The following is a 19,451-nucleotide window of genomic DNA, read 5'->3' on the forward strand; positions in this document are numbered from 1 at the left end:
AACGCCTCGTTGCGAGCGTACCATGGGGCGAAGCACGGCGCCCGCGCGACGCCGACGGAAGGGAGGCCCGTCATATGAACACCGAGAAAACCATCGAGAGCGCTGTCGCGAGGATGCACGCCTATTTCGCGACAGGAGCGACCATCGATATCGACGAGCGCGTCGACGCGCTTGCTCGCCTTCGCAGGACGATCAAAAACGCCGAGCCGCGCATCATCGAGGCGCTCGCCGCCGACCTAGGTAAGCCGTCGCAGGAAAGCTACATGACCGAAATAGGGCTCACGCTGTCCGAGCTTCGCCACCAACTGGGGCATCTACGCAGCTGGGCCGAACCGAAGCGCGTACGCACCGACGTCGCGAACTTCCCCGCGACGAGCTTCACCGTGGCCGAGCCCTACGGCGTCGTCTTGATCATGTCGCCGTGGAACTATCCTTTCATGCTCGCTATGGAACCGCTGATCGGCGCCATAGCGGCGGGCAACTGCTGCCTCGTCAAACCGAGCGCCTATGCCCCCGCCACCAGCCAGGTCGTGGCCGATATCGTAGCCGAGGCGTTCGACCCCGCCCACGCCTGCGTCGTCCAGGGCGGACGGGTCGAAAACACCGCCTTGCTCGAACAACGCTTCGACTACATCTTCTTCACCGGCAGCACGACGGTCGGCAAGCTCGTCATGCAGAAGGCGGCCACGCACTTGACGCCTGTCTCGCTCGAACTCGGCGGCAAAAGCCCTTGCATCGTAGCGGCCGATGCCGACATAGAGCTCGCGGCCAAGCGCATCGTCTTCGGCAAGTACCTCAACTGCGGCCAAACTTGCGTCGCGCCCGACTACGTGCTCGTCGACGAACACGTGCACGACCGCTTCGTCGACGCCGTGAAACGCTGCATCGTCGCCATGTTCGGCGAACACCCGCTCGACGAACCGTCGTACGGACGCATCGTGAACCGCAAGCATTTCGGCAGGTTGCTCGGCCTCATCGAACCCGCGAAAACCGCACTCGGAGGCGGCTTCGACGCCGACGCCCTGCGCATCGAGCCCACGGTCATGACGAACGTTACGCTCGGCGACGCCGTGATGCAGGAGGAAATCTTCGGACCCATCCTGCCGATCATCGCGCTCGAGCACATCGACGAGGCCGAACCGATCGTCAAATCGATGCCCAAGCCGCTCGCGCTGTACCTGTTCACTCGCGACGCAGAGCTTCAAGAACGCTTCGTCCGCCACGTCCCCTTCGGCGGCGGCTGCATTAACGACACCGTGATGCACCTGGCCACCTCGCACATGGGATTCGGAGGCGTAGGCGCCAGCGGCATGGGAAGCTATCACGGCAAGAAAAGCTTCGACACTTTCAGCCACGAGAAGAGCATCCTGAAAAAGGGCGCCTGGTTCGACGCGCCGCTGCGCTACCGTCCTTACTCGAAAGCGAAAGAAGCCGTCATCCGCGCGCTTCTGCGCTAGCAGCCGCGGCACGCCTATCGAACGGGTTCCGACACGTAAACGGCCCCTCTGTAAAGGGGCCGTTTACGTGTTATTCGCCCGCTTCGAGCGCAGCTGTATAGGCCGCATACAGCTCAGGCATCGCACGCTTCTGGCTCACCGGCCGAAACGTCGCGGAATCCACCAGGCAATGCGAGGTAAAGCCCGTGCAGCACGGCTTGTCAACGCCGATTTCCTGCCCTTCTTTGTACACCTCGTAGGTATATTCGGTCTTCGCCTGTGTAAGCTTCGATACACTTGTGCGCACGATAGCCGTATCGCCGTAGGTCAGCGGCGTGCCGTATCGCAGCTGCACATCGACGACCGGGGACATGTATCCCGCCTTCTCCATATCGACATAAGGAAAACCGAGCTTGTCGAGGAATTCCGCACGAGCGATTTCGAACCACACCAGATAATTGGCGTGATAAACGATGCCCATGCGATCGGTCTCCGCATACCTGACTTTGATCCTGCTTTCGGAAATCATGCGATCGCTCCCTACCCATCGCTTGAAACCCGCCGTTCTTCCGAAGAAAAACGGCGGTCATGCCTCCAACGCCGCCATCGACCCGACTTCGGCCTACAAGGCCTCCAGATCGTACGGCGTAGTCTGGTAGACATAGTAGTTCAGCCAATTGGTGTAAATCAGCTGGCCTTCGGCGCGCCACGAGACGATAGGAGCCTTAGAGGGGTCGTCGCCAGGGTAATAGTGGACGGGAACCTTGATGTCGAGGCCGCGCTCCACGTCGCGATCGTATTCGAGCTTGAGCGTATCTCCGTCATATTCGGGATGACCGAACACGAAGAAATGCTTGGAGTCGATGCTCTTCGCGATAGAAACCCCGCATTCATCGGAATACGCGATCACTTCGAGCTTCTGATTGGCCACGATATCCTCGTAGCGCGTCTCGGAGTGACGGGAATGGGGCATCATCGATACGTCGTTGAAGCCGCGCACCAAAGGCGACGACGGCTTGATCAGGCGATTTTCGAAAACGCCGAAGCATTTCTCGTCCAGATTATGCTTCGGCACGCCGTAGTGATGATACAAAGCCGCCTGCGCGCCCCAGCATACATGGAAGACGCTGTGCACGTTGGTCAGGCTCCAGTCCATGATTTCGACCAGCTCGGGCCAGTAGTCGACCGACTCGAAATCGAGCGTCTCGACCGGCGCGCCCGTGATGATCATGCCGTCGTAACGATAGTCGCGGACCTCGTCGAACGTTCGATAGAACGTCTCGAGGTGATCGGCCGAGACGTTTTTCGACTGATGGCTCGCAATGCGCAGCAGCTCGACCTCGATCTGCAGCGGAGTGTTTGACAGCTTGCGCATAATCTGGGTCTCGGTAACGATCTTGGTGGGCATCAGATTGAGCAGAAGCACACGCAACGGACGAATGTCCTGATGCATGGCACGATGCTCGGTCATGACAAAGATATTCTCGCCCTCCAGGATGGACGTGGCGGGCAATGCGTCGGGAATTCGAATAGGCATGAAAGGCTCCTTCTGCCGTCGCCGCGCAGATGCCCTTTCATCTGAGCGACGAAAATTCAACGCGTGCCATTGTATCAATTCGCCAATGAAGACGGCGAAAGACGAATGGAGGACCTGCTGCATTTGCGTTAAATCGACAAGACGGCAAAGGAGAGCGCGCGCCCGAAACGTATAATGGCAACGCTATCCCTCGCATGCCCGTCGACTCGGGGCAACAGGCCGCGACGTTGCCGCATACGGCATGCCGAATTAAGTGAAGGAGCACTCATGACCGAACGCATCGGCACCACCTGCGTACAGGGCGGGTACCGCCCGGGCGACGCCCAGCCGCGCCAGATCCCCATCTACCAGTCCACCACGTGGAAATACGACACCTCCGAACATATGGGCAAGCTCTTCGACCTCGAAGAGTCCGGCTACTTCTACACCCGCTTGCAGAATCCGACCAACGACTACGTCGCTGCGAAGATCTGCGAACTCGAAGGCGGCACGGCGGCCATGCTCACCAGCTCGGGCCAGGCGGCCAATTTCTATGCGATGTTCAATATCGCAGGTTGCGGCGACCATATCGTGGCAAGCTCCGCCATCTACGGCGGCACCTATAACCTGCTCGCCGTCACGATGAAGCGCATGGGCATCGAAAGCACCTTCGTCTCGCCCGACTGCACCCCCGAAGAGCTCGACGCCGCTTTCCGTCCGAACACCAAGGCCGTGTTCGGCGAAACCATCGCCAATCCGGCGCTCGCCGTGCTCGATATCGAGAAGTTCGCGGCGGCCGCGCATGCCCGCGGCGTGCCGCTGATCGTCGACAACACCTTCCCCACGCCCGTGAACTGCAGGCCCTTCGAGTGGGGCGCCGACATCGTGACCCACTCCACCACCAAGTACATGGACGGCCACGGCGCAGGCGTCGGCGGATGCATCGTCGACTCGGGCAAGTTCGACTGGATGGCCCACGCCGACAAATTCCCCGGCCTCACCACGCCCGACGAGAGCTATCACGGCGTCACCTACGCCGAGCGCTTCGGCAACGAGGGCGCCTTCATCACCAAGGCGACCGCCCAGCTCATGCGCGACTTCGGCAGCATTCAGAGCCCGCAGAACGCGTTCCTGCTCAACATGGGTCTCGAGAGCCTGCATGTCCGTATGGCGCAGCATTGCAAAAACGGCCAGGCCGTTGCCGAATTCCTGCATGAGCATCCGAAAGTCGCCTGGGTCCGCTTCCCCGGCCTCGAAGACGACGCATACCACGCTCTCGCCCAGAAATACCTGCCCGAGGGAGGATGCGGCGTCGTCAGCTTCGGCGTCGCGGGCGGCCGTCCTGCGGCCGAGAAGTTCATGGCGGCCCTGAAGCTCGCTCAGATCGCCACGCATGTGGCGGATGCGCGCACCTGCTGTCTGCACCCCGCAAGCTCCACGCATCGTCAGATGAACGACGACGAGCTCGCAGCCGCCGGCATCAGCGCCGACCTCGTGCGCATGAGCTGCGGCATCGAGTCCACCGAGGACCTGATCGCCGACATCGCCCAGGCGCTCGAAACCGTCTAGGCGCTCTTACGGCGCGGCGGAACATGCCGTCGACACGCATTGCAAGGCCTGCGCACCCGTGCGCAGGCCTTTTTCATGCGGCACGCAAAAGAAGGCATCCGTTTCCCACCCGTCACCGAGCGCGACCGGCATGCCGGTACAATGCCCGTCATGCTTGAACAACTTACTTCCATAGATATTTCCGTGCTGCACGGCATACAGAATGCGCTTCAATCCCCTGCGCTCGATGCCGTCATGCCGTTCGTCACTTCGCTGGGCAACCTCGCCTTCATCTGGTTCGTCATCGCCGCTTTGCTTCTCAGCAAGAAGGAGTACCGATTCTACGGCGCGGTGGTCATCACCGCCATCGCGGCAGCGTGCCTGATCGGCGAAATCGGAATCAAGAACATCGTCGAAAGGCCGCGGCCGTTCCTTGTCGACCCCACGCTGGCCACGCAGCTCATTGAGCTGCCCCACACGTTCTCGTTTCCTTCGGGGCACACGGGAAGCTCGTTCGCCGCAGCCACGGCCTTGTGCTTCCTTCCCATGGCGCATCCCTGGTTCAAGGCCATCCCCTTGCTCGGAGCGGCGTCCATCGCCTTCTCGCGCCTTTACCTCTGCGTCCACTACCCAAGCGACGTCCTCGGCGGCATCATCGTCGGCGTCACAAGCGGCCTTATCGGCATGCTGGTCGTGAAATACCTCGTACGCCGCAAGAAAGAACGCGCCGCAGCCACGGCATAACGCCTCTTCGATACGCAAAAGGGCCGATTCCCCAGGGAATCGGCCCTTTCTTCTTTTGCCTCGCTTCGTGCTTCGCTAGCTCCAGATGCGTACTTCGGGCTCCAACATGACGCCGAAGCGCTCTTTCACGCGGTTCTGCACATCCTCGATAAGCTGCATGACGTCGGCAGCCGTGGCGCCACCCGCGTTGACGACGAAGCCCGTATGTTTCTCGGACACCTGCGCGCCGCCGACGCGATAGCCGCGCAGCTCGGAATCCTGGATAAGCTTGCCGGCGAAATACCCCTCGGGACGCTTGAACGTGCTGCCCGCGCTCGGCATGTCGAGCGGCTGCTTCTCTTCGCGGCGGGCCTTCAGCTCGTCCATGCGCGCCGCGATTTCAGCGGGGTCGTCGGGCGTCAATTCGAGAATCGCCTCGACGACGATATAACCCGCCGCATCCATCATGCTGTGACGGTACGACCAATCAGCCTCGTCGCGCGAAACCTTCACGACCTCGCCTTCGGGCGTGACGCACGTCAGCTCGACCGCGACGTCTTTGAACTCGCCGCCGTACGCTCCCGCGTTCATGATGGCAGCGCCGCCGATCGTGCCGGGAATGCCGCTTGCGAATTCGAATCCCGCAAGTCCTGCATCCAGCGCCGCACCGGCGACCGCCGCATTGGTCGCGCCCGCAAGCGCGCGCACGCTCGTGCCGTCGACGACGATGTCGGACAGGTTGTCGAGCACCTGGACCACCACGCACCTCAGGCCGTCATCGGACACGAGCAGGTCGCTTCCGTTGCCGACGATCCGATACGCCGTGTTCTCCTTGCGGCACAGCGCCACGACGCTCACGAGCTCGTCGACCGTATGCGGCATCACGTACACGTCCGCAGGACCTCCGATACGAAACGTCGTATGCTTGCTCATCGGTTCGTTTTCAAGCACGGCCTCCGCGCCGACCGCCTCGATCAACGCATCGACCAAGCCGCCCGCACGCGTTGCCGCCGCGTCGCCGAGATTAGTCATATCCATCGTCACTCGCCTTTCGTCATGTGTCATCGACGCCTGCGCCTGTGCATCGTTGCCGCAAGGCGCCGCGCTCGGGAATTCTAGGAATGCAGGCGCTCGGCCCAGGCCTCCTCTTTGAAGCCGACCAGCACGAAATCGTCGCCTACGACGATCGGGCGCTTCACGAGCATGCCGTCGGAAGAAAGCAACTCGTAGCACTCCTCATCGGTCGCGCCCGCATCGAGCACTGCTTTCAAGCCGAGCTCGCGGTATTTGATGCCGCTCGTATTGAAAAAACGGCGAATCGGAAGGCCGCTGCGGGCATGCCAGGAAGCAAGCTCTTCGGCCGTCGGCGCCTCTTCGACGATATGGCGGTCCGCATACGCGACCCCATGCTCGTCAAGCCACTTCTTGGCCTTCTTGCACGTCGTGCACTTCGGATATTCGACGAACAGAACGCTCATGCTATCTCTCTTTCTCTCTATCGACCGCGAATCGCAACGGCGGCGCATCACGACGCCGTGCGTCCGCCGCGCATCAGCGCGAAACCCATCGCGGCGGCGACGTAGCCGACCGCGGCATACCCTACGGCATACAACCACACATCTCCAAGCGATACGCCCATAGAGAAGCAAAACAAAGGCAAAAACAGACCGGCGAAAACGCCCGGCACCCACCACAACGTGCGCAACGCCCGTGCGCTCACGATACCGAAGGCTATCGAAAGCGCAGGATACAGCACGCATAGCAGCAGGATGGATACGATCATCCCCGCATCGCTCGGAACGAAATCCGCCGCGAAGGCGGGAACGGCCCCGTAGGCGACGCCTGCCGCGGCGAGCATTCCGACGACCGTGCGGCTCGCGCGCATAGCAGCCCCTCTCTCTGCGTCAGGACTCGCGCGGCACGCTTTCGTTCATGCTTGCGATGACGGCTTCCGCAACGCGAAGGCCGTCGACGGCGGCCGACATGATGCCGCCCGCATAGCCCGCGCCCTCGCCGCAGGGGAAGACGCCCGTGCCCGAGAGGCCCGAGGCCGCCGAGAACGCCTGCATGCTCGCCTTGTCGCGCACGATGCGCACGGGACTCGAGCTGCGCGTTTCGACACCCGTCATCACCGCATCGGCGGACGAGAAGCCCCTCAGGCGGCGATCGAGAAGCGGCAAAGCCGATGCAAGCGAGCGGGAAACGAACTCAGGCAGGACCTCGCGCAGGTCGCACCAGGCCACGCCGCGCGCATAGGACGGCGCCACGGCGCCTTCGCGCGGCGCTTCGCTCGGCCTGCCCGCGAGAAAGTCATCGACATACTGCGCGGGAGCGGCATACGACGAACCCGCCGCGCGAAATGCCGCACGCTCCATCGCCCTTTGCAGCTCGACACCCGCCAGCACGTCGTCGCCTTCGAGATCGGACTCGTCGACGCCCACGAGGACCGCCGAATTCGCATTGACGCCGTCGCGTGCGAAACGGCTCATGCCGTTCACGCAGACGCCGCCTTCCTCCGAAGCCGCGCAGACGACTTCGCCGCCGGGGCACATGCAGAACGTGTAGACGCCGCGTCCGTCCTCGAGATGCGCCGCAAGCTTGTAATCGGCCGCTCCGAGCGCCGGATGCGACGCGGCCTTGCCGTACTGGGCCTTGTCGATGAGTTTCTGAGGATGCTCGATGCGCACGCCCACCGAAAACGGCTTGCGCTCCATGAGAAGCTCCGCATCGCGCACGGCCTCGAACGTATCGCGCGCCGAGTGGCCGCAAGCGAGCACCAGACGGTCCGCCCGAACCTCTTCGCACGTCTCCGCATCCGCCGACTTGACCGCGACAGACGCCAGCGCGCCATCGGAGAACCGCATCGATTCGAGGCGCGTATCGAATCGGACCTCGCCGCCCGCTGCGATGATGTCTTCGCGCATACGCCGCACCACGCCGACGAGCAGGTCGGTACCGATATGGGGCTTCGCCTGCCAGAGGATTTCCTCGGGAGCGCCCGCCGCGACAAAGATATGGAGCACGTCCTTGCAGCGGGGATTCTTGATATTGGTGGTCAGCTTTCCGTCGGAAAACGTTCCCGCACCGCCTTCGCCGAACTGGATATTCGATTCGGGATCGAGCGGCCCGCCTTCATTGAAGCGAGCGACGGAGCGAAGGCGGTCTTCAACGCAGCCGCCCCGTTCGATGACGAGCGGGCGAGCGCCCGCCTTGGCAAGCGCCCATGCGGCGAACAGGCCCGCAGGACCCGTGCCGACCACGACCGGGCGAAGGTCGGGGCGAGCCTCGATGCGAGGCGGCTCATAGCCCGCATACGGCTTGTGGACCTTGACGGCGGCAGGAGGCCTGCACCCTCGCTCCACGACGGCCGTCTCCTCTTCAGGAGAGCCCTCGTACCCGAACGCATACGACGCGACGAAATGCACGTCGTTTTTCTTGCGCGCGTCGACGCTGCGCTTCAAAAGACGCAGGCCGCCGATCCTCGACGCATCGACGCCGAGCGCTTTCGCGACGGCCTTGCGCACGAGACCCTCCCCTTGCGGAAGCCCCGCATCGAGAGAAAGGCGCAGGTTGCTTATCTCAAGCATGGAAACCCTTTCGAGACGTTCTGCGATACGCCGACAAGACGGCTAGGCGTGGACGGAAAGCGCCGCGGCCCTGCCCGCGATCATGCCGCTCGTCCAGGCCCAATGCAGGTTGTAGCCTCCGCAACGGCCGTCGATGTCGAGCGCTTCGCCCGTGACGAACAGGCCGGGATGCTTTTTGCACTGCATCGTGGAAGGGTCGAAGCCCTTCACCGCGTATCCGCCGCGCATGACCTGAGCCTGCTTGGGGTCGGAGATGCCCTTCACAGTCAGACCGAACGATTCGGACACCATGGCGAGCACCACGGCCTCCTGCTCGGCGATGATCGGCTCGTCGGGATCAAGCCCCGCCGCGGTCGTCACGGCGCGCGCGACGCGCGATGGCAGCATGCCCGACATGACCTGGCAGGCCGTGCGGTTCGGATGGGCGATCGTCTGGTTCCAGATGAAATCGACCTTTTGCTGCGGGTCCAAATCGGGAAGCAGGTCGATGAAAACCATCTGGCCGGGGCGCACGTAGCGGGACATGTCGAACGCGGCGATGCCCGAAATGCCGTAATCCCTGAAAAGAACCTCGCCGCTCGCCTCGGGGCCCGCATAGTCGGATTCGAAATCGGGATCGACCACGTCCATCCACGCATCGCGCAGGTCCGTGGGATCGGCGTCGATGTACAGACGCGCACGTACGCGGATGCCCGAAAGGCCCTTGATGTTTGCGGTATCCGTCTTCAGGCCCGCGAGCACCGGGTACGTCGGGACGTATTTCACGTCGTCGGGCACGAGGCCTTTGGAGGGCGCGCCGCCCACGGATACGATCACGGCGTCGAATTCCTCATCGGATCCGTCCCCGAAACGCACCGTCCATTTCTCAATACCCTGTCGCTGCACCGGAGCGACCGAACGAACGCCGGCGCCGCAGCGCACCTCGACGCCCGCCTCATCAAGACACAGGCGTAGCGTATCGACCACGGTGGCGGCTTTGTTGCTGTAGGGATAAATGCGTCCTTCGTCTTCCTCGAAGGCCAGCAGGCCCGCATCGGAGAAGAAGCGCTGCACTTCTTCGGGAGGAAGCACGTTCATGGCGGCCTGCACGAATTCGGGGCGGTTGTAGTCGTCGCTCATGATGTCGGCGTTGCTTATGTTGCAACGCCCGTTGCCTGTGGCGAGGATCTTCTTGCCCACGCGGTCGGCAGCCTCGCATACGACGACCTCGGCGCCTTTGCGAGCCGCTTCGATAGCCGCGACGAGGCCCGATGCCCCGCCGCCGACGACAGCGATACGAGCCATGCTTAAGCCTCCTTGGAAATCGTGGGGCCGTGCGCGATGAAGAATGTGCACGCCCTGCATATCTCTTTCACGGCCGCCGAACGGTCGACGTCTGGATTATCGAGGATGGCGAGACCGAGGGCCACCTCATGGGTCGGACGGTCGCAGGCCGCGAAATTGCAGTCAGGAGGGCACGGCTCACCCGGCACGTTGTGCGGACAGCGGCTTTGCATCTCCCCGTCGCATCCTCGCAGCTCCCAGCAAAAAGCCATGGCGGCTCCTTCCTCTCTCGAAATCGAACGGCAGTACGGACGTCGCAGCGCAGACACGCCCGCCGAAAGCACCGCGAAACGGCGCCGTGGAATCATTTCGATCCATGATACTCCGACCGCTTCGGGCGAGGTGTTCGAGGCGCGGCGGCAACGAAATCGCCAGAAACAAAAAACCCGGACATCTAACGATATCCGGGTTGAACAACCGATGGTGCCCCCAACGAGAATCGAACTCGTGTCTCAGCCTTGAAAGGGCCGCGTCCTGACCTCTAGACTATGGGGACACTTAAGCAGCTCGGTTATTATTGCAAATTACTTTCGGCATTGCAACAACTTTTTTCAAAAAAATTCGCCGTGCTGCTGAAATTAAAAGAAATGCCTGATGAAAAGCGCTTAGGACGATATGTCGGAAATACGCGCATCGCACGCCGCGACCAAATCCGCCAAAGACAGCTCGATTTGATCGCCGATACGTCCTCCCGAACACATGATCGCATCCTCGCTGAGAAGCGCCGTCTCGTCGATGAAGGTAGGGAAATGCCTCTTCATGCCAAGCGGGCTGCATCCTCCATGGACATAACCCGTCAGAGGCAGCAGCTCGCGCGAGCGCACCATCGCGATGCTTTTCTCCCCCGCCGCCGAAGCCGCTTTCTTCAAGTCGAGCTCCATGGCGACAGGCACCATAAATACGTAGTGCTCGCCGCTTTTGCCTTGAGCGACTAAGGTCTTGAATACGCTATCGGGATTCTGCCCCAGAATCGACGCCACCTCGACGCCCGAAAGCGCCTGGTCGCCGTCGTACGTGCGGTGCACATAAGCGATGCCCGAAGCATCGAGCAAGCGCATCGCATTCGTCTTTTCGGCCTTGTCTTTCTTAGAGCCCATAGTCGCCCGCCTGCTGAGAATAAGGAAGCGGAAGAGGATCGTCCTGAGACCCCCACCGCGCAACATCGAACTGCGCCGTCCAGTAGCCAAGGCTGCGATACACCAGCGTCTGCACCATGACTCCGCATACCACGGAAACGTAAGCGACCGCTAGGGCGAACAGCAGAGCCGCAACGAGACCCAAAACGGCCACGCCGCCGAGGCCTAAAGCCGAAATGCCCGAATAGTCGGCGAATCCCGACACTCCCATGGCCACAATCATGCCGAGAAACAGCACCACGAACCACACGACCGACATTACGGCGCCCACAACGAGGGTGGCTAGCAGCCCGCAGAAAAAAATCTTCAGAAGCCCTACAGGGTCGCGCCTGATCATGCACCACACATGCCCGAGCTGAAAAGCCGAACTCAACGTGTCGTAGATGCTCATGCGCATAAGAGCGACCCATACGAAGAATTGGACGGCGAAAACCGCCACGACACTCGCCGCAAACACCCCGAACGAGCCGAATAAAGCGGGAAACGCCAAGAGGCCGGCATAGCGGGAGCCGTCGAACAACGTCGCAAACAACCCCGCCGCAAGCCCCACCAAACTCATAAGAACGAACACGCCCGCAAGCACGGCAAAAACCATTGCAATGCCTACCACCAGAGCGAAAAAGCCACGACGGTACAATGAGCCGTCTTCGTTTCCGAATATATGCTTCGGCATGGGATTGTCCATGCCCCAAGCTGCATCACGAGCCCAACCAAGCAGATATCCGGAGACGACCACCGGCCCGAAAACGGGTATCAACGACACCAGTGCAAGCAGGCAGACCCTGCCGAGCCAGGCATCGCTGCTGCGAACGGCCCGCCACGCGCGGAAAAAGTACTCTTGCTTCATGCGCGAAACCCTCCTCGCCGATTACGGATATATGACTATACAACGAAGGGCCGAGGCAAAAGCCCCAGCCCTTCGTTCGTAGCATAAAAGAAATTCGCCTGTTGACGAGTTGTTACTTCAGGGTAACAGCAGCGCCGGCCTCTTCCAGCTTGGCCTTGATTTCCTCGGCCTTGTCCTTGGCAACACCCTCCTGGATAGCCTTGGGAGCGCCCTCGACGACCTCCTTGGCCTCCTTCAGGCCAAGACCGGTGATCTCGCGGACAACCTTGATGACGGCGATCTTGTTGTCGCCGAAGCCCTCGAGGACGACGTCGAACTCGGACTTCTCCTCAGCAGCGCCAGCCTCGGCAGCCGGAGCAGCAGCAACAGCCACGGGAGCAGCGGCGGAAACGCCGAAGACTTCCTCGAGCTCCTTGACGAGCTCGGAGAGCTCCAGGGCGGGCATTTCCTTCAAAGCTTCGATGATCTCTTCACGAGTAACGGCCATGGTAATGGCTCCTTTCACAACAGGCGTCTCCGAAGCGACGCCTCGATTTTCACATTCGCGGCTTAAGCCGCCTTATGCAGCATTACGCTGCGGACTTCTGATCCGCGATAGCGGAAACCGCGCGAGCGAAGTACTCCATGGGGCCGTTGCAGACGCGGACCATCTTGACCATGGGGTTGCTGATGGTACCGAGCAGCTTGGCGATGAGCTCCTCGCGGGAAGGCAGGGCTGCGATAGCCTCGACCTCGGCGGCGCCATAAGCGACGCCGTCCATCATGCCGCCCTTGATGACCAGGTTCTCGTTCTTCTTCGCGAAGTCCTTAATGGCCTTTGCGGAAGCGACCGGGTCGCCAGCGGCGAACACGAAAGCGGAAGGACCGGAAAGAATATCGCCCAGCTCGGGGAGCTCGGCGTTCTCCAGGGCGAGACGCATCAGGGTGTTCTTGTAAACGCCCATCTTGGCGTCGGCCTCGCGGATGCTGCGGCGCAGGGCCTCAACCTCTTTCACGGTAAGACCGCGGTAATCGATGACCCACATTGCGGAAATACCCTCGAGGTCCTCGGCGATCTTTGCGACGTTGTCGATATTGTGCTTGTTCGGCATGTTGATTCACCTCCTTTTCGTTTTTGCTCAAATGCTCCGCCACGATAAATGGTGGGCCTTTTCGCAAAACGAAAAGAAAAGACCCCCGGTCGAAGACACGGGGGTCGCACTATCAATCATGCGCTCCACCTCGGCTGGCTGCAATGCAATTAAATCCTTGCGGATGCCTGCTGTCTTCGGCAGCGGAACTATCGTTCACATGCGTTGTTAAACGCAAGGTGATAGTATAGCCGATCGTTTTCTTTTTACAAGTAGTTTTTTCTACTATGAAGAAATAATGGATCCCTCTTCATCCAAAAGGAGGAGCGAATTTCGCTCCTCCTTTACGCGATCGTATTCGACGCGTCGACTACGCGGCATTCGCCTGACCGGCCGCCTCGACGGAGCCATCCGCCGTATCGGCCTTCGGCTCGGCTTCGGCGGCAGCGGCATCCTCATCCGCCGCATCGGCAGCGGCAGCGGCGTTCTCGACGATTTCCTGAACCACGCTCGTAGGATCGCCTTCGGTGTAGCGCAATGCGATCGTGTCGCCCACGCCGTAGGAAACGACATCCACCATGGCAGGCAGTGCGAAATCGTAGATGCGGGCGTCGCCCTCGAGAGTCATGTAGAAGTGCGAATTGCCCTCGATGACGGCCTGTGCGATCGTCTTGATCTTGCCGTTCGCCTCGGCGAACGACTGGCCCTCGGCAGGCGTCTCCGCCGAGCCGCTCGCGGCGATCAGAGAGATGTAGGACTTCTGCGTGTCGGCCACGGTATCGCCCACGGCGACGTTCTGATAGCTCCTGATGTCGACCATCGCATACTTCTTCACGAGGCCGGCGTCATCTTTCAGGGCCATGAAGTACGTCGGGGTGTTGTTGACGTTGATCAGAATCGGGAATGTCGCATGGTAGCGCAGGTTCTGGACCTGGCCCTCGGCCGACTGCATGGCCGAATCCTCGGTTGCGCCGGCGACAGAGTAGAAGTGGCTCTCGGCCGTGCGCTGGTTCACCAGAACGAAGCCGACGATCGAGTTGTCGCCCGTCGCGGACGTCACGCCCGTGTACATCCACACGTCGTCGTCTTTGGCCAGGTAGTTGTAGCCCAGAGTGCCATCGGTGCCGGGAGTGGTCTGGACCACGCCGTTCTGACCGAGCCAGCTGTTGAACCAGCCGTCCTTATACTTGCCCGACCAGTTGTACTGCTGAATCAGCAAGGATGCGGGATACACGCGGTCGACCCACTCGGGAACCTCGTCCACCGCAAGATCTTGGCACTCGCCCGTCGAAGCATTCACCAAGACGGCGCGCGAAACGGTTTCGCCGCCGAACAAGCCGATCGTAAAGTCACGGACCGGACAGATCCACCAGGCATTGCCCTCGTCATCGATTTCGAAGGACTTCTCGCCGAACATATAGAAGGGGTACTTCAACTGCACGTAGCGATCGATGTTGCGCGCAAGAGGCTCGCTCTCGGAGTACTTGATGGTCTTGTCGCCCCCCAGGCGCACGACCTCGGCATCCTGCGACGTCATATCGACGACAACGTAGGCGGGAATGCCCTGCTCTCGGTTCTGCAGCCACTTGAACAGGTCGGCATAGGTCAGCGGGCTGACGCGGACGGGATGGTCCTGGTAGTTGATCTGGCTATACAAGGGCGAGATTTCGAACTGGCTGACCAGGTCGGACATAGCACCCATGGTGCGGTTGCCCAGCAGGGCCGCGGATGCGCGGTCGATGACAGGAATCTCATTGTAGTCGACCTCTTGAATATCCTGGGTGAACTCCATGTCGTTAGTCTGCAGGATGTCGGCGTATTTCTGAGCATTGCCCGGGAAAAAAGCCACCGAAAGCAGCGTTCCCAGAATGAAAAGCACGAACACGCCTGCGGGGATGAACGAGAGGAGCTTGAAGGTCTTCGCCTTGCCGGCGCTGCTGCTCACCTTTGCCGTGCCGGTTTTATACGCCCTCGACTTAGCACGGAAAAACAGGAACGACGGCAACAGGATGACGACCGCAACGAAGAACCACGTGTCGACGCTGTGGATGTTGATGGGGGGATGGAACCACCAATACGCCACGGCAAGCACGATCACGGCGATCACGGCGCTGACGATGGCGGCCTTCTTCCCCATGCTCTCGAATTTCTCTTTCAGATTGTTGAACTCCGCCGTAGTGTCGAACTCCACATGCGGCGCACCCTGCGAGGCCCCCTGAGGCCCGCCCGCACCGAACGGGTCGTCCACACCGAACATGGTGAAGAACGGATTTTGGTTGTTTGCCATAGGTTACCTTTCCTGTGTCCGATTACACGAAGCGCGGCGGAATACGTCGCGCTTCGTGTTTTTCTTATTCAGCTGCCTCCGCCAATTGGCGTAGCACATATTGCAAGATGCCGCCATGGGCCATATAGGCGCCTTCGGTCGGCGTATCCACACGTACTATAGCCTGGAATTCGACCGACGAGCCGTCCTGGCGCGAAGCCGTTACCTTCACCGTGCGAGGCTCAGGAAGCTGCGGGGTGCCGTCGCCGAATTCGACTCGTTCTATCGAGAACGTCTCGGTACCATCCAGGCCGAGGCTTTCGACGCTTTCGCCTTCGAGGAACTGGAGCGGGAGAATGCCCATGCCCACGAGGTTCGAACGGTGGATACGCTCGAAGCTTTCCGCGAACACCGCCCGTATGCCCAAAAGCAACGGGGCCTTAGCAGCCCAGTCGCGCGACGACCCGCTGCCATACATCTTCCCCGCCAGCACCACGCAGGGAATACCTTGCTGGGCGTAATGTTCGGACGCCTCGAAGATGCTTGCAATCTCCCCCGTCGTGAAGTCGCGGGTGTAACCGCCGTTGCGGCCGTCGGCGAGAATGTTGGACAGCTTCACATTGCCGAAACCGCCGCGAGCCATTACTTCGTGATTGCCGCGACGGGCTCCGTAGGTGTTGAACATCTCGTCAGCGACGCCGCGCTCCCTCAGGTAGCGCGCCGCAGGGCTGTCGGCCGCGATGCTTCCCGCGGGAGAGATATGATCCGTCGTGATGAAGTCGCGCACGTTCACAAGCACACGCGCGCCATCGATCGCTTCGCAGCCGTCGAGTTCGCGGCGCATGCCCTCGAAGTACGGCGCCTTGCGCACATAGGTGGAACCTGCATCCCAGGCGAAGATATCGCTCGGGGCGACCTCGAGAGCCTTCCAGGCGTCGGTGCCCTCGTAGAGGCCCTTGCCGCCCTCGTCGAACAGCTCCTCGGTCACGAACTCGGCGACGACGCCGGCGACTTCTTCGTCGCTCGGCCAGATGTCGCGCAGATACACGGGCTCGCCCGCCGCATCGGTTCCGAGCGGGTCGGATTCGAAATCGAACTCCATGGTTCCCGCCATCGCGTACGCGACGACCAGGGCCGGGGAGCACAGGTAATTCTGGGAGACATCAGGAGAGATGCGGCCATCGAAATTGCGGTTGCCGGACAAGACGCTCGTCAGCTCGATATCCTCGGCGATATCATGCATCTGCGGCCACACGGGACCGGAGTTGCCGATGCAACTCATGCAGCCGAAACCGCAGGTCGAGAATCCAAGCTCAGCCAAAGGAGCGGCCAGGCCCGCGCGCTCGAGCATCAGCTGCGTCGCATGGCTACCGGGCGCCATGACACGCTTGACCCACGGCTTGGCCTGCAAGCCTGCTTCGCGGGCATGCTTCGCGACAAGGCCGCATGCGACCATCATCGCGGGATCAGTCGCCGTCGTGCAGCTCGTCACCGCCGCGATGGCGATAGCGCCATGCGTCAGATCGAACGACGAGCCCGCGAAGTCGACCGTGCGGACCGTGGAAGAATCAAGCCCGCGCTCGGCGCAGATGTCGACGAAGCGAGCGCGAGCCGCATCCGCCGCGAACCTATTATGAGGACGGCTCGGGCCGGCAAGGCTGCGCTCGACGCTCGAAAGATCGAGCTCGACCACATCGCTGTACACGCGTTCGGCACCGTCGTTCCACAGGCCTTGAGCTTTCGCATAGCCTTCGACTAGTTCGACCTGCTCGTTGGAGCGTCCGGTAAGACGCAGATACTCGAGCGTACGCTCATCGAACGGGAACAGGGTGCACGTGCAGCCGTATTCCGGGGTCATGTTGGCGATACAGGCGCGCTGCGTAGCGGAAAGCGTCGAAACGCCTTCGCCAAAGCATTCGACAAAGCATCCGACAACGCCTTTTTCACGCAGCATCTGGGCAAATGTCAAAGCGGCATCCATCGCCGAGACGCCCTCGCGCAAAGCCCCGGTCAAGTGCACGCCGATAACGCGCGGCACGAGCGTCGTGATAGGCTGGCCCAACGCAGCCGCCTCGGCCTCGATACCGCCGACGCCCCACGAAAGCACGCCGATTCCGTTCGCCGTAGTAGTATGGCTGTCGGTTCCAACCACAGTGTCGAAATACGCGACGTCTTCTCCGTCGCCCCCGCCGACCATAACGCCCGTGGCGAAACGCTCGACGTTGATTTGATGGCAGATACCCGCTCCGGGAGGTACGATGCGCACGTTCTCGAAGGAGTCCTGCGCCCATTTCAAGAAACGATAACGTTCTTCATTACGGGCGAATTCCATTTCCATGTTCTTCTCAAGCGCGCCGGGACAGCATGCGACATCGGCGATAACCGAATGGTCGACAACTAGATCCAAAGGAATCTGGGGATTGATGCGCGCAGGGTCGCCGCCCAGGTCACGAGCAGCCTCGCGCATCACGGCGAGGTCGACGAATACGGGGACACCCGTGAAGTCCTGCAAAAGAACGCGAGCGGGCATGTATTCGATTTCGCCGCCCTGCTCGCCTGCAAGGCCCGCCGAAACGACGCGCTCTGCGAAAATGCGAGCGGTCTCGTCGTCGGATGCATTGCGCAAGACGTTTTCAAGCAAGATGCGCAAAGAGAACGGAAGGCGGTCGGCGCCTTCCACAGAGAGCACGGGATAATACCAAAGAGTGCGGCCTCCCGCATCGAGAACCGAAGTGCGATCTCCCATGAAGAACCTCCGTCGTAATATTCGAACAGATATGCTGCGCCATGCCTGAAAACGAAACCTATCGGATCGCGCATATTCGTGGAAAAGCCTGAATCGACCCTACAAAAAACCCGCTCGAAGCAAAGTGCAACGTTCGTATCATACCATTCGCTTTAGTCGAATGGAGCATACGATTCCGTCACCGGTATACCTCGAGCGGATATGCAAGATATGAAATAGCTTGATGCGCTTACTCGGCATTAAGCTTGTCGAGGATCTGCTGGGCCCTCTTCTTCAACGAACCCTTAGCATTGCGCGCATCGAACTCCATGCGGGCCTTCAAAGCATCGGCCACTTCCGAGTCGAGGTCGCTTTCGGAGAACAGCGCGATAGCGGCAAGCATCTCATGGAATTCGACATCGCCGTGATAGCATTGGATAGCCTCGTCGATAAGCGGCCAAACCTTAATGCTTCGTTCCTGGGATGTAGAGCCGATACGGCACAAGAAACGAACAGCCGCCAAATGCAGCGGGCCGGAATCCTCGTCGAACAAGGCACCCTCGGCACCAGGCAGGGCGCTTTCACATCGATCGGCATCAAATGGAACGAGGGCGGTCAGGATATCGAGGGATTCCCAACGGGTCTGAGCTTCGGGCCTCTCGAGAGCGTTGATGACGACATCAAGGTAAGGAAGCATCGCCTCCGGCTGAGCGGCCGCCACAAACGAAAGCGTCGAGGCCGTGTTCTGACGAGTACGACGCGAAGAGCTGTCCATGCGTTCGATAAGTCCCTCGAGGATATCTTTGTTTCCGAGCGCCACGTGCGCAAGCTGCTCGCGCTGAGCCTTAATAGTCTCTGACATGCTTTCATCCCATCTCGATTATTGAATTCACGTAATGATTTCTACAATAGAATAGCAGGTCAGCAGGCTCAACCTGAATCAAAGCGTCTTGACTCCACGGAAAAGACGGGGGCAAAACGTCCAGGATCGGCATAATCGCCAGGACTCATCATGGAAACATCGCCCGAGTTGAAACGTGCAGGCAACCGCCGCTTACCCCCTTTGAAAATGTCAGGGTCTCTTTCTTTAACATATGCAAGAAGCACAATACGAAAAAACGCCTGGAGGCCGAAGCCTTCCAGACGTTTTTCGCGCCCGAAAGGCGCAACGCTGTCGCATGCGTATGTAAAATAAAAAAAGGTCCGAAGACCCTTATAAGGCGCGAAGCGCCCCGCGCGAGCGCGACGACCCTGCCTTCCGCGGACTGCACCGC

The 19,451-nt window shown here is 60.7% G+C and carries 19 protein-coding genes and 1 tRNA gene; 3 read left to right on the forward strand and 17 right to left on the reverse strand.

Annotated elements, in window-relative coordinates; genetic code table 11:
- Positions 1–74 precede the first annotated feature (74 nt).
- On the forward strand, positions 75–1,457 hold the full coding sequence (locus Q6E04_RS02845; protein ID WP_303249295.1) for an aldehyde dehydrogenase: 1,383 nt from the start codon (positions 75–77) through the stop codon (positions 1,455–1,457).
- Positions 1,458–1,527: 70 nt separating this feature from the next.
- On the opposite strand, the gene Q6E04_RS02850 is transcribed toward Q6E04_RS02845, so the two are convergent.
- Positions 1,528–1,965: a thioesterase family protein gene (locus Q6E04_RS02850; RefSeq protein WP_303249296.1), complete on the reverse strand. Its 438-nt coding sequence runs from the start codon at positions 1,963–1,965 to the stop codon at positions 1,528–1,530.
- 93 nt (positions 1,966–2,058) lie between these two features.
- Positions 2,059–2,973, reverse strand: coding sequence for a homoserine O-succinyltransferase (gene metA, locus Q6E04_RS02855; protein WP_303249297.1), 915 nt, complete (start codon positions 2,971–2,973; stop codon positions 2,059–2,061).
- A gap of 267 nt (positions 2,974–3,240) precedes the next feature.
- Here metA and Q6E04_RS02860 point away from each other — a divergent pair, with 267 nt between their 5' ends.
- Positions 3,241–4,521, forward strand: a complete 1,281-nt coding sequence (locus tag Q6E04_RS02860; protein WP_303249298.1) for an O-acetylhomoserine aminocarboxypropyltransferase/cysteine synthase family protein — start codon at positions 3,241–3,243, stop codon at positions 4,519–4,521.
- 150 nt (positions 4,522–4,671) lie between these two features.
- Positions 4,672–5,244 carry a phosphatase PAP2 family protein gene (locus Q6E04_RS02865; protein ID WP_303249299.1) on the forward strand — a complete coding sequence of 191 codons (573 nt, stop codon included), beginning with the start codon at positions 4,672–4,674 and terminating at the stop codon, positions 5,242–5,244.
- 75 nt (positions 5,245–5,319) lie between these two features.
- Here Q6E04_RS02865 and murB read toward each other — a convergent pair whose 3' ends face one another.
- The 15 genes from murB to Q6E04_RS02940 form a co-directional block, all read right to left on the reverse strand.
- The gene (gene murB, locus Q6E04_RS02870) at positions 5,320–6,261 is read right to left on the reverse strand and encodes a UDP-N-acetylmuramate dehydrogenase (RefSeq protein ID WP_303249300.1); all 942 of its coding nucleotides are present in this window, start codon (positions 6,259–6,261) and stop codon (positions 5,320–5,322) included.
- Positions 6,262–6,338: 77 nt separating this feature from the next.
- Positions 6,339–6,701: an arsenate reductase family protein gene (locus Q6E04_RS02875; RefSeq protein ID WP_303249301.1), complete on the reverse strand. Its 363-nt coding sequence runs from the start codon at positions 6,699–6,701 to the stop codon at positions 6,339–6,341.
- Positions 6,702–6,748: 47 nt separating this feature from the next.
- The gene (locus tag Q6E04_RS02880; RefSeq protein ID WP_303249302.1) at positions 6,749–7,108 is read right to left on the reverse strand and encodes a hypothetical protein; all 360 of its coding nucleotides are present in this window, start codon (positions 7,106–7,108) and stop codon (positions 6,749–6,751) included.
- A gap of 19 nt (positions 7,109–7,127) precedes the next feature.
- Positions 7,128–8,810 carry an NAD(P)/FAD-dependent oxidoreductase gene (locus tag Q6E04_RS02885; protein ID WP_303249303.1) on the reverse strand — a complete coding sequence of 561 codons (1,683 nt, stop codon included), beginning with the start codon at positions 8,808–8,810 and terminating at the stop codon, positions 7,128–7,130.
- A 42-nt stretch (positions 8,811–8,852) separates the two neighbouring features.
- Positions 8,853–10,094, reverse strand: coding sequence for an aminoacetone oxidase family FAD-binding enzyme (locus Q6E04_RS02890; RefSeq protein WP_303249304.1), 1,242 nt, complete (start codon positions 10,092–10,094; stop codon positions 8,853–8,855).
- A gap of 2 nt (positions 10,095–10,096) precedes the next feature.
- A complete protein-coding gene (locus Q6E04_RS02895; RefSeq protein ID WP_303249305.1) occupies positions 10,097–10,345 on the reverse strand; it encodes a hypothetical protein in 249 nt (82 codons plus the stop codon).
- A 209-nt stretch (positions 10,346–10,554) separates the two neighbouring features.
- Positions 10,555–10,629, reverse strand: a tRNA-Glu gene (locus tag Q6E04_RS02900).
- Positions 10,630–10,738: 109 nt separating this feature from the next.
- Positions 10,739–11,230: a Cys-tRNA(Pro) deacylase gene (gene ybaK / locus Q6E04_RS02905; RefSeq protein WP_303249306.1), complete on the reverse strand. Its 492-nt coding sequence runs from the start codon at positions 11,228–11,230 to the stop codon at positions 10,739–10,741.
- Positions 11,220–12,116 carry a DUF4013 domain-containing protein gene (locus Q6E04_RS02910; protein WP_303249307.1) on the reverse strand — a complete coding sequence of 299 codons (897 nt, stop codon included), beginning with the start codon at positions 12,114–12,116 and terminating at the stop codon, positions 11,220–11,222. Before Q6E04_RS02910 ends, ybaK begins: the two co-directional genes overlap by 11 nt.
- Positions 12,117–12,228: 112 nt before the next feature.
- A complete protein-coding gene (gene rplL / locus Q6E04_RS02915) occupies positions 12,229–12,603 on the reverse strand; it encodes a 50S ribosomal protein L7/L12 (protein WP_303249308.1) in 375 nt (124 codons plus the stop codon).
- An 82-nt stretch (positions 12,604–12,685) separates the two neighbouring features.
- Positions 12,686–13,207, reverse strand: coding sequence for a 50S ribosomal protein L10 (rplJ, locus tag Q6E04_RS02920; RefSeq protein ID WP_303249309.1), 522 nt, complete (start codon positions 13,205–13,207; stop codon positions 12,686–12,688).
- A 349-nt stretch (positions 13,208–13,556) separates the two neighbouring features.
- Positions 13,557–15,473: a Tat pathway signal sequence gene (locus Q6E04_RS02925; RefSeq protein WP_303249310.1), complete on the reverse strand. Its 1,917-nt coding sequence runs from the start codon at positions 15,471–15,473 to the stop codon at positions 13,557–13,559.
- 64 nt (positions 15,474–15,537) lie between these two features.
- Positions 15,538–18,198 carry an aconitate hydratase AcnA gene (acnA, locus tag Q6E04_RS02930; RefSeq protein ID WP_303249311.1) on the reverse strand — a complete coding sequence of 887 codons (2,661 nt, stop codon included), beginning with the start codon at positions 18,196–18,198 and terminating at the stop codon, positions 15,538–15,540.
- A 229-nt stretch (positions 18,199–18,427) separates the two neighbouring features.
- Entirely contained in the window at positions 18,428–19,039 is a 612-nt protein-coding gene (locus Q6E04_RS02935; RefSeq protein WP_303249312.1) for a hypothetical protein, read from the reverse strand.
- 68 nt (positions 19,040–19,107) lie between these two features.
- Positions 19,108–19,451 (reverse strand): hypothetical protein (locus tag Q6E04_RS02940; RefSeq protein WP_303249313.1); only part of this gene is annotated, 344 nt, incomplete at its 5' end.

This window comes from uncultured Slackia sp. (genome assembly GCF_959608125.1).
Classification (GTDB): Bacteria; Actinomycetota; Coriobacteriia; order Coriobacteriales; family Eggerthellaceae; genus Slackia.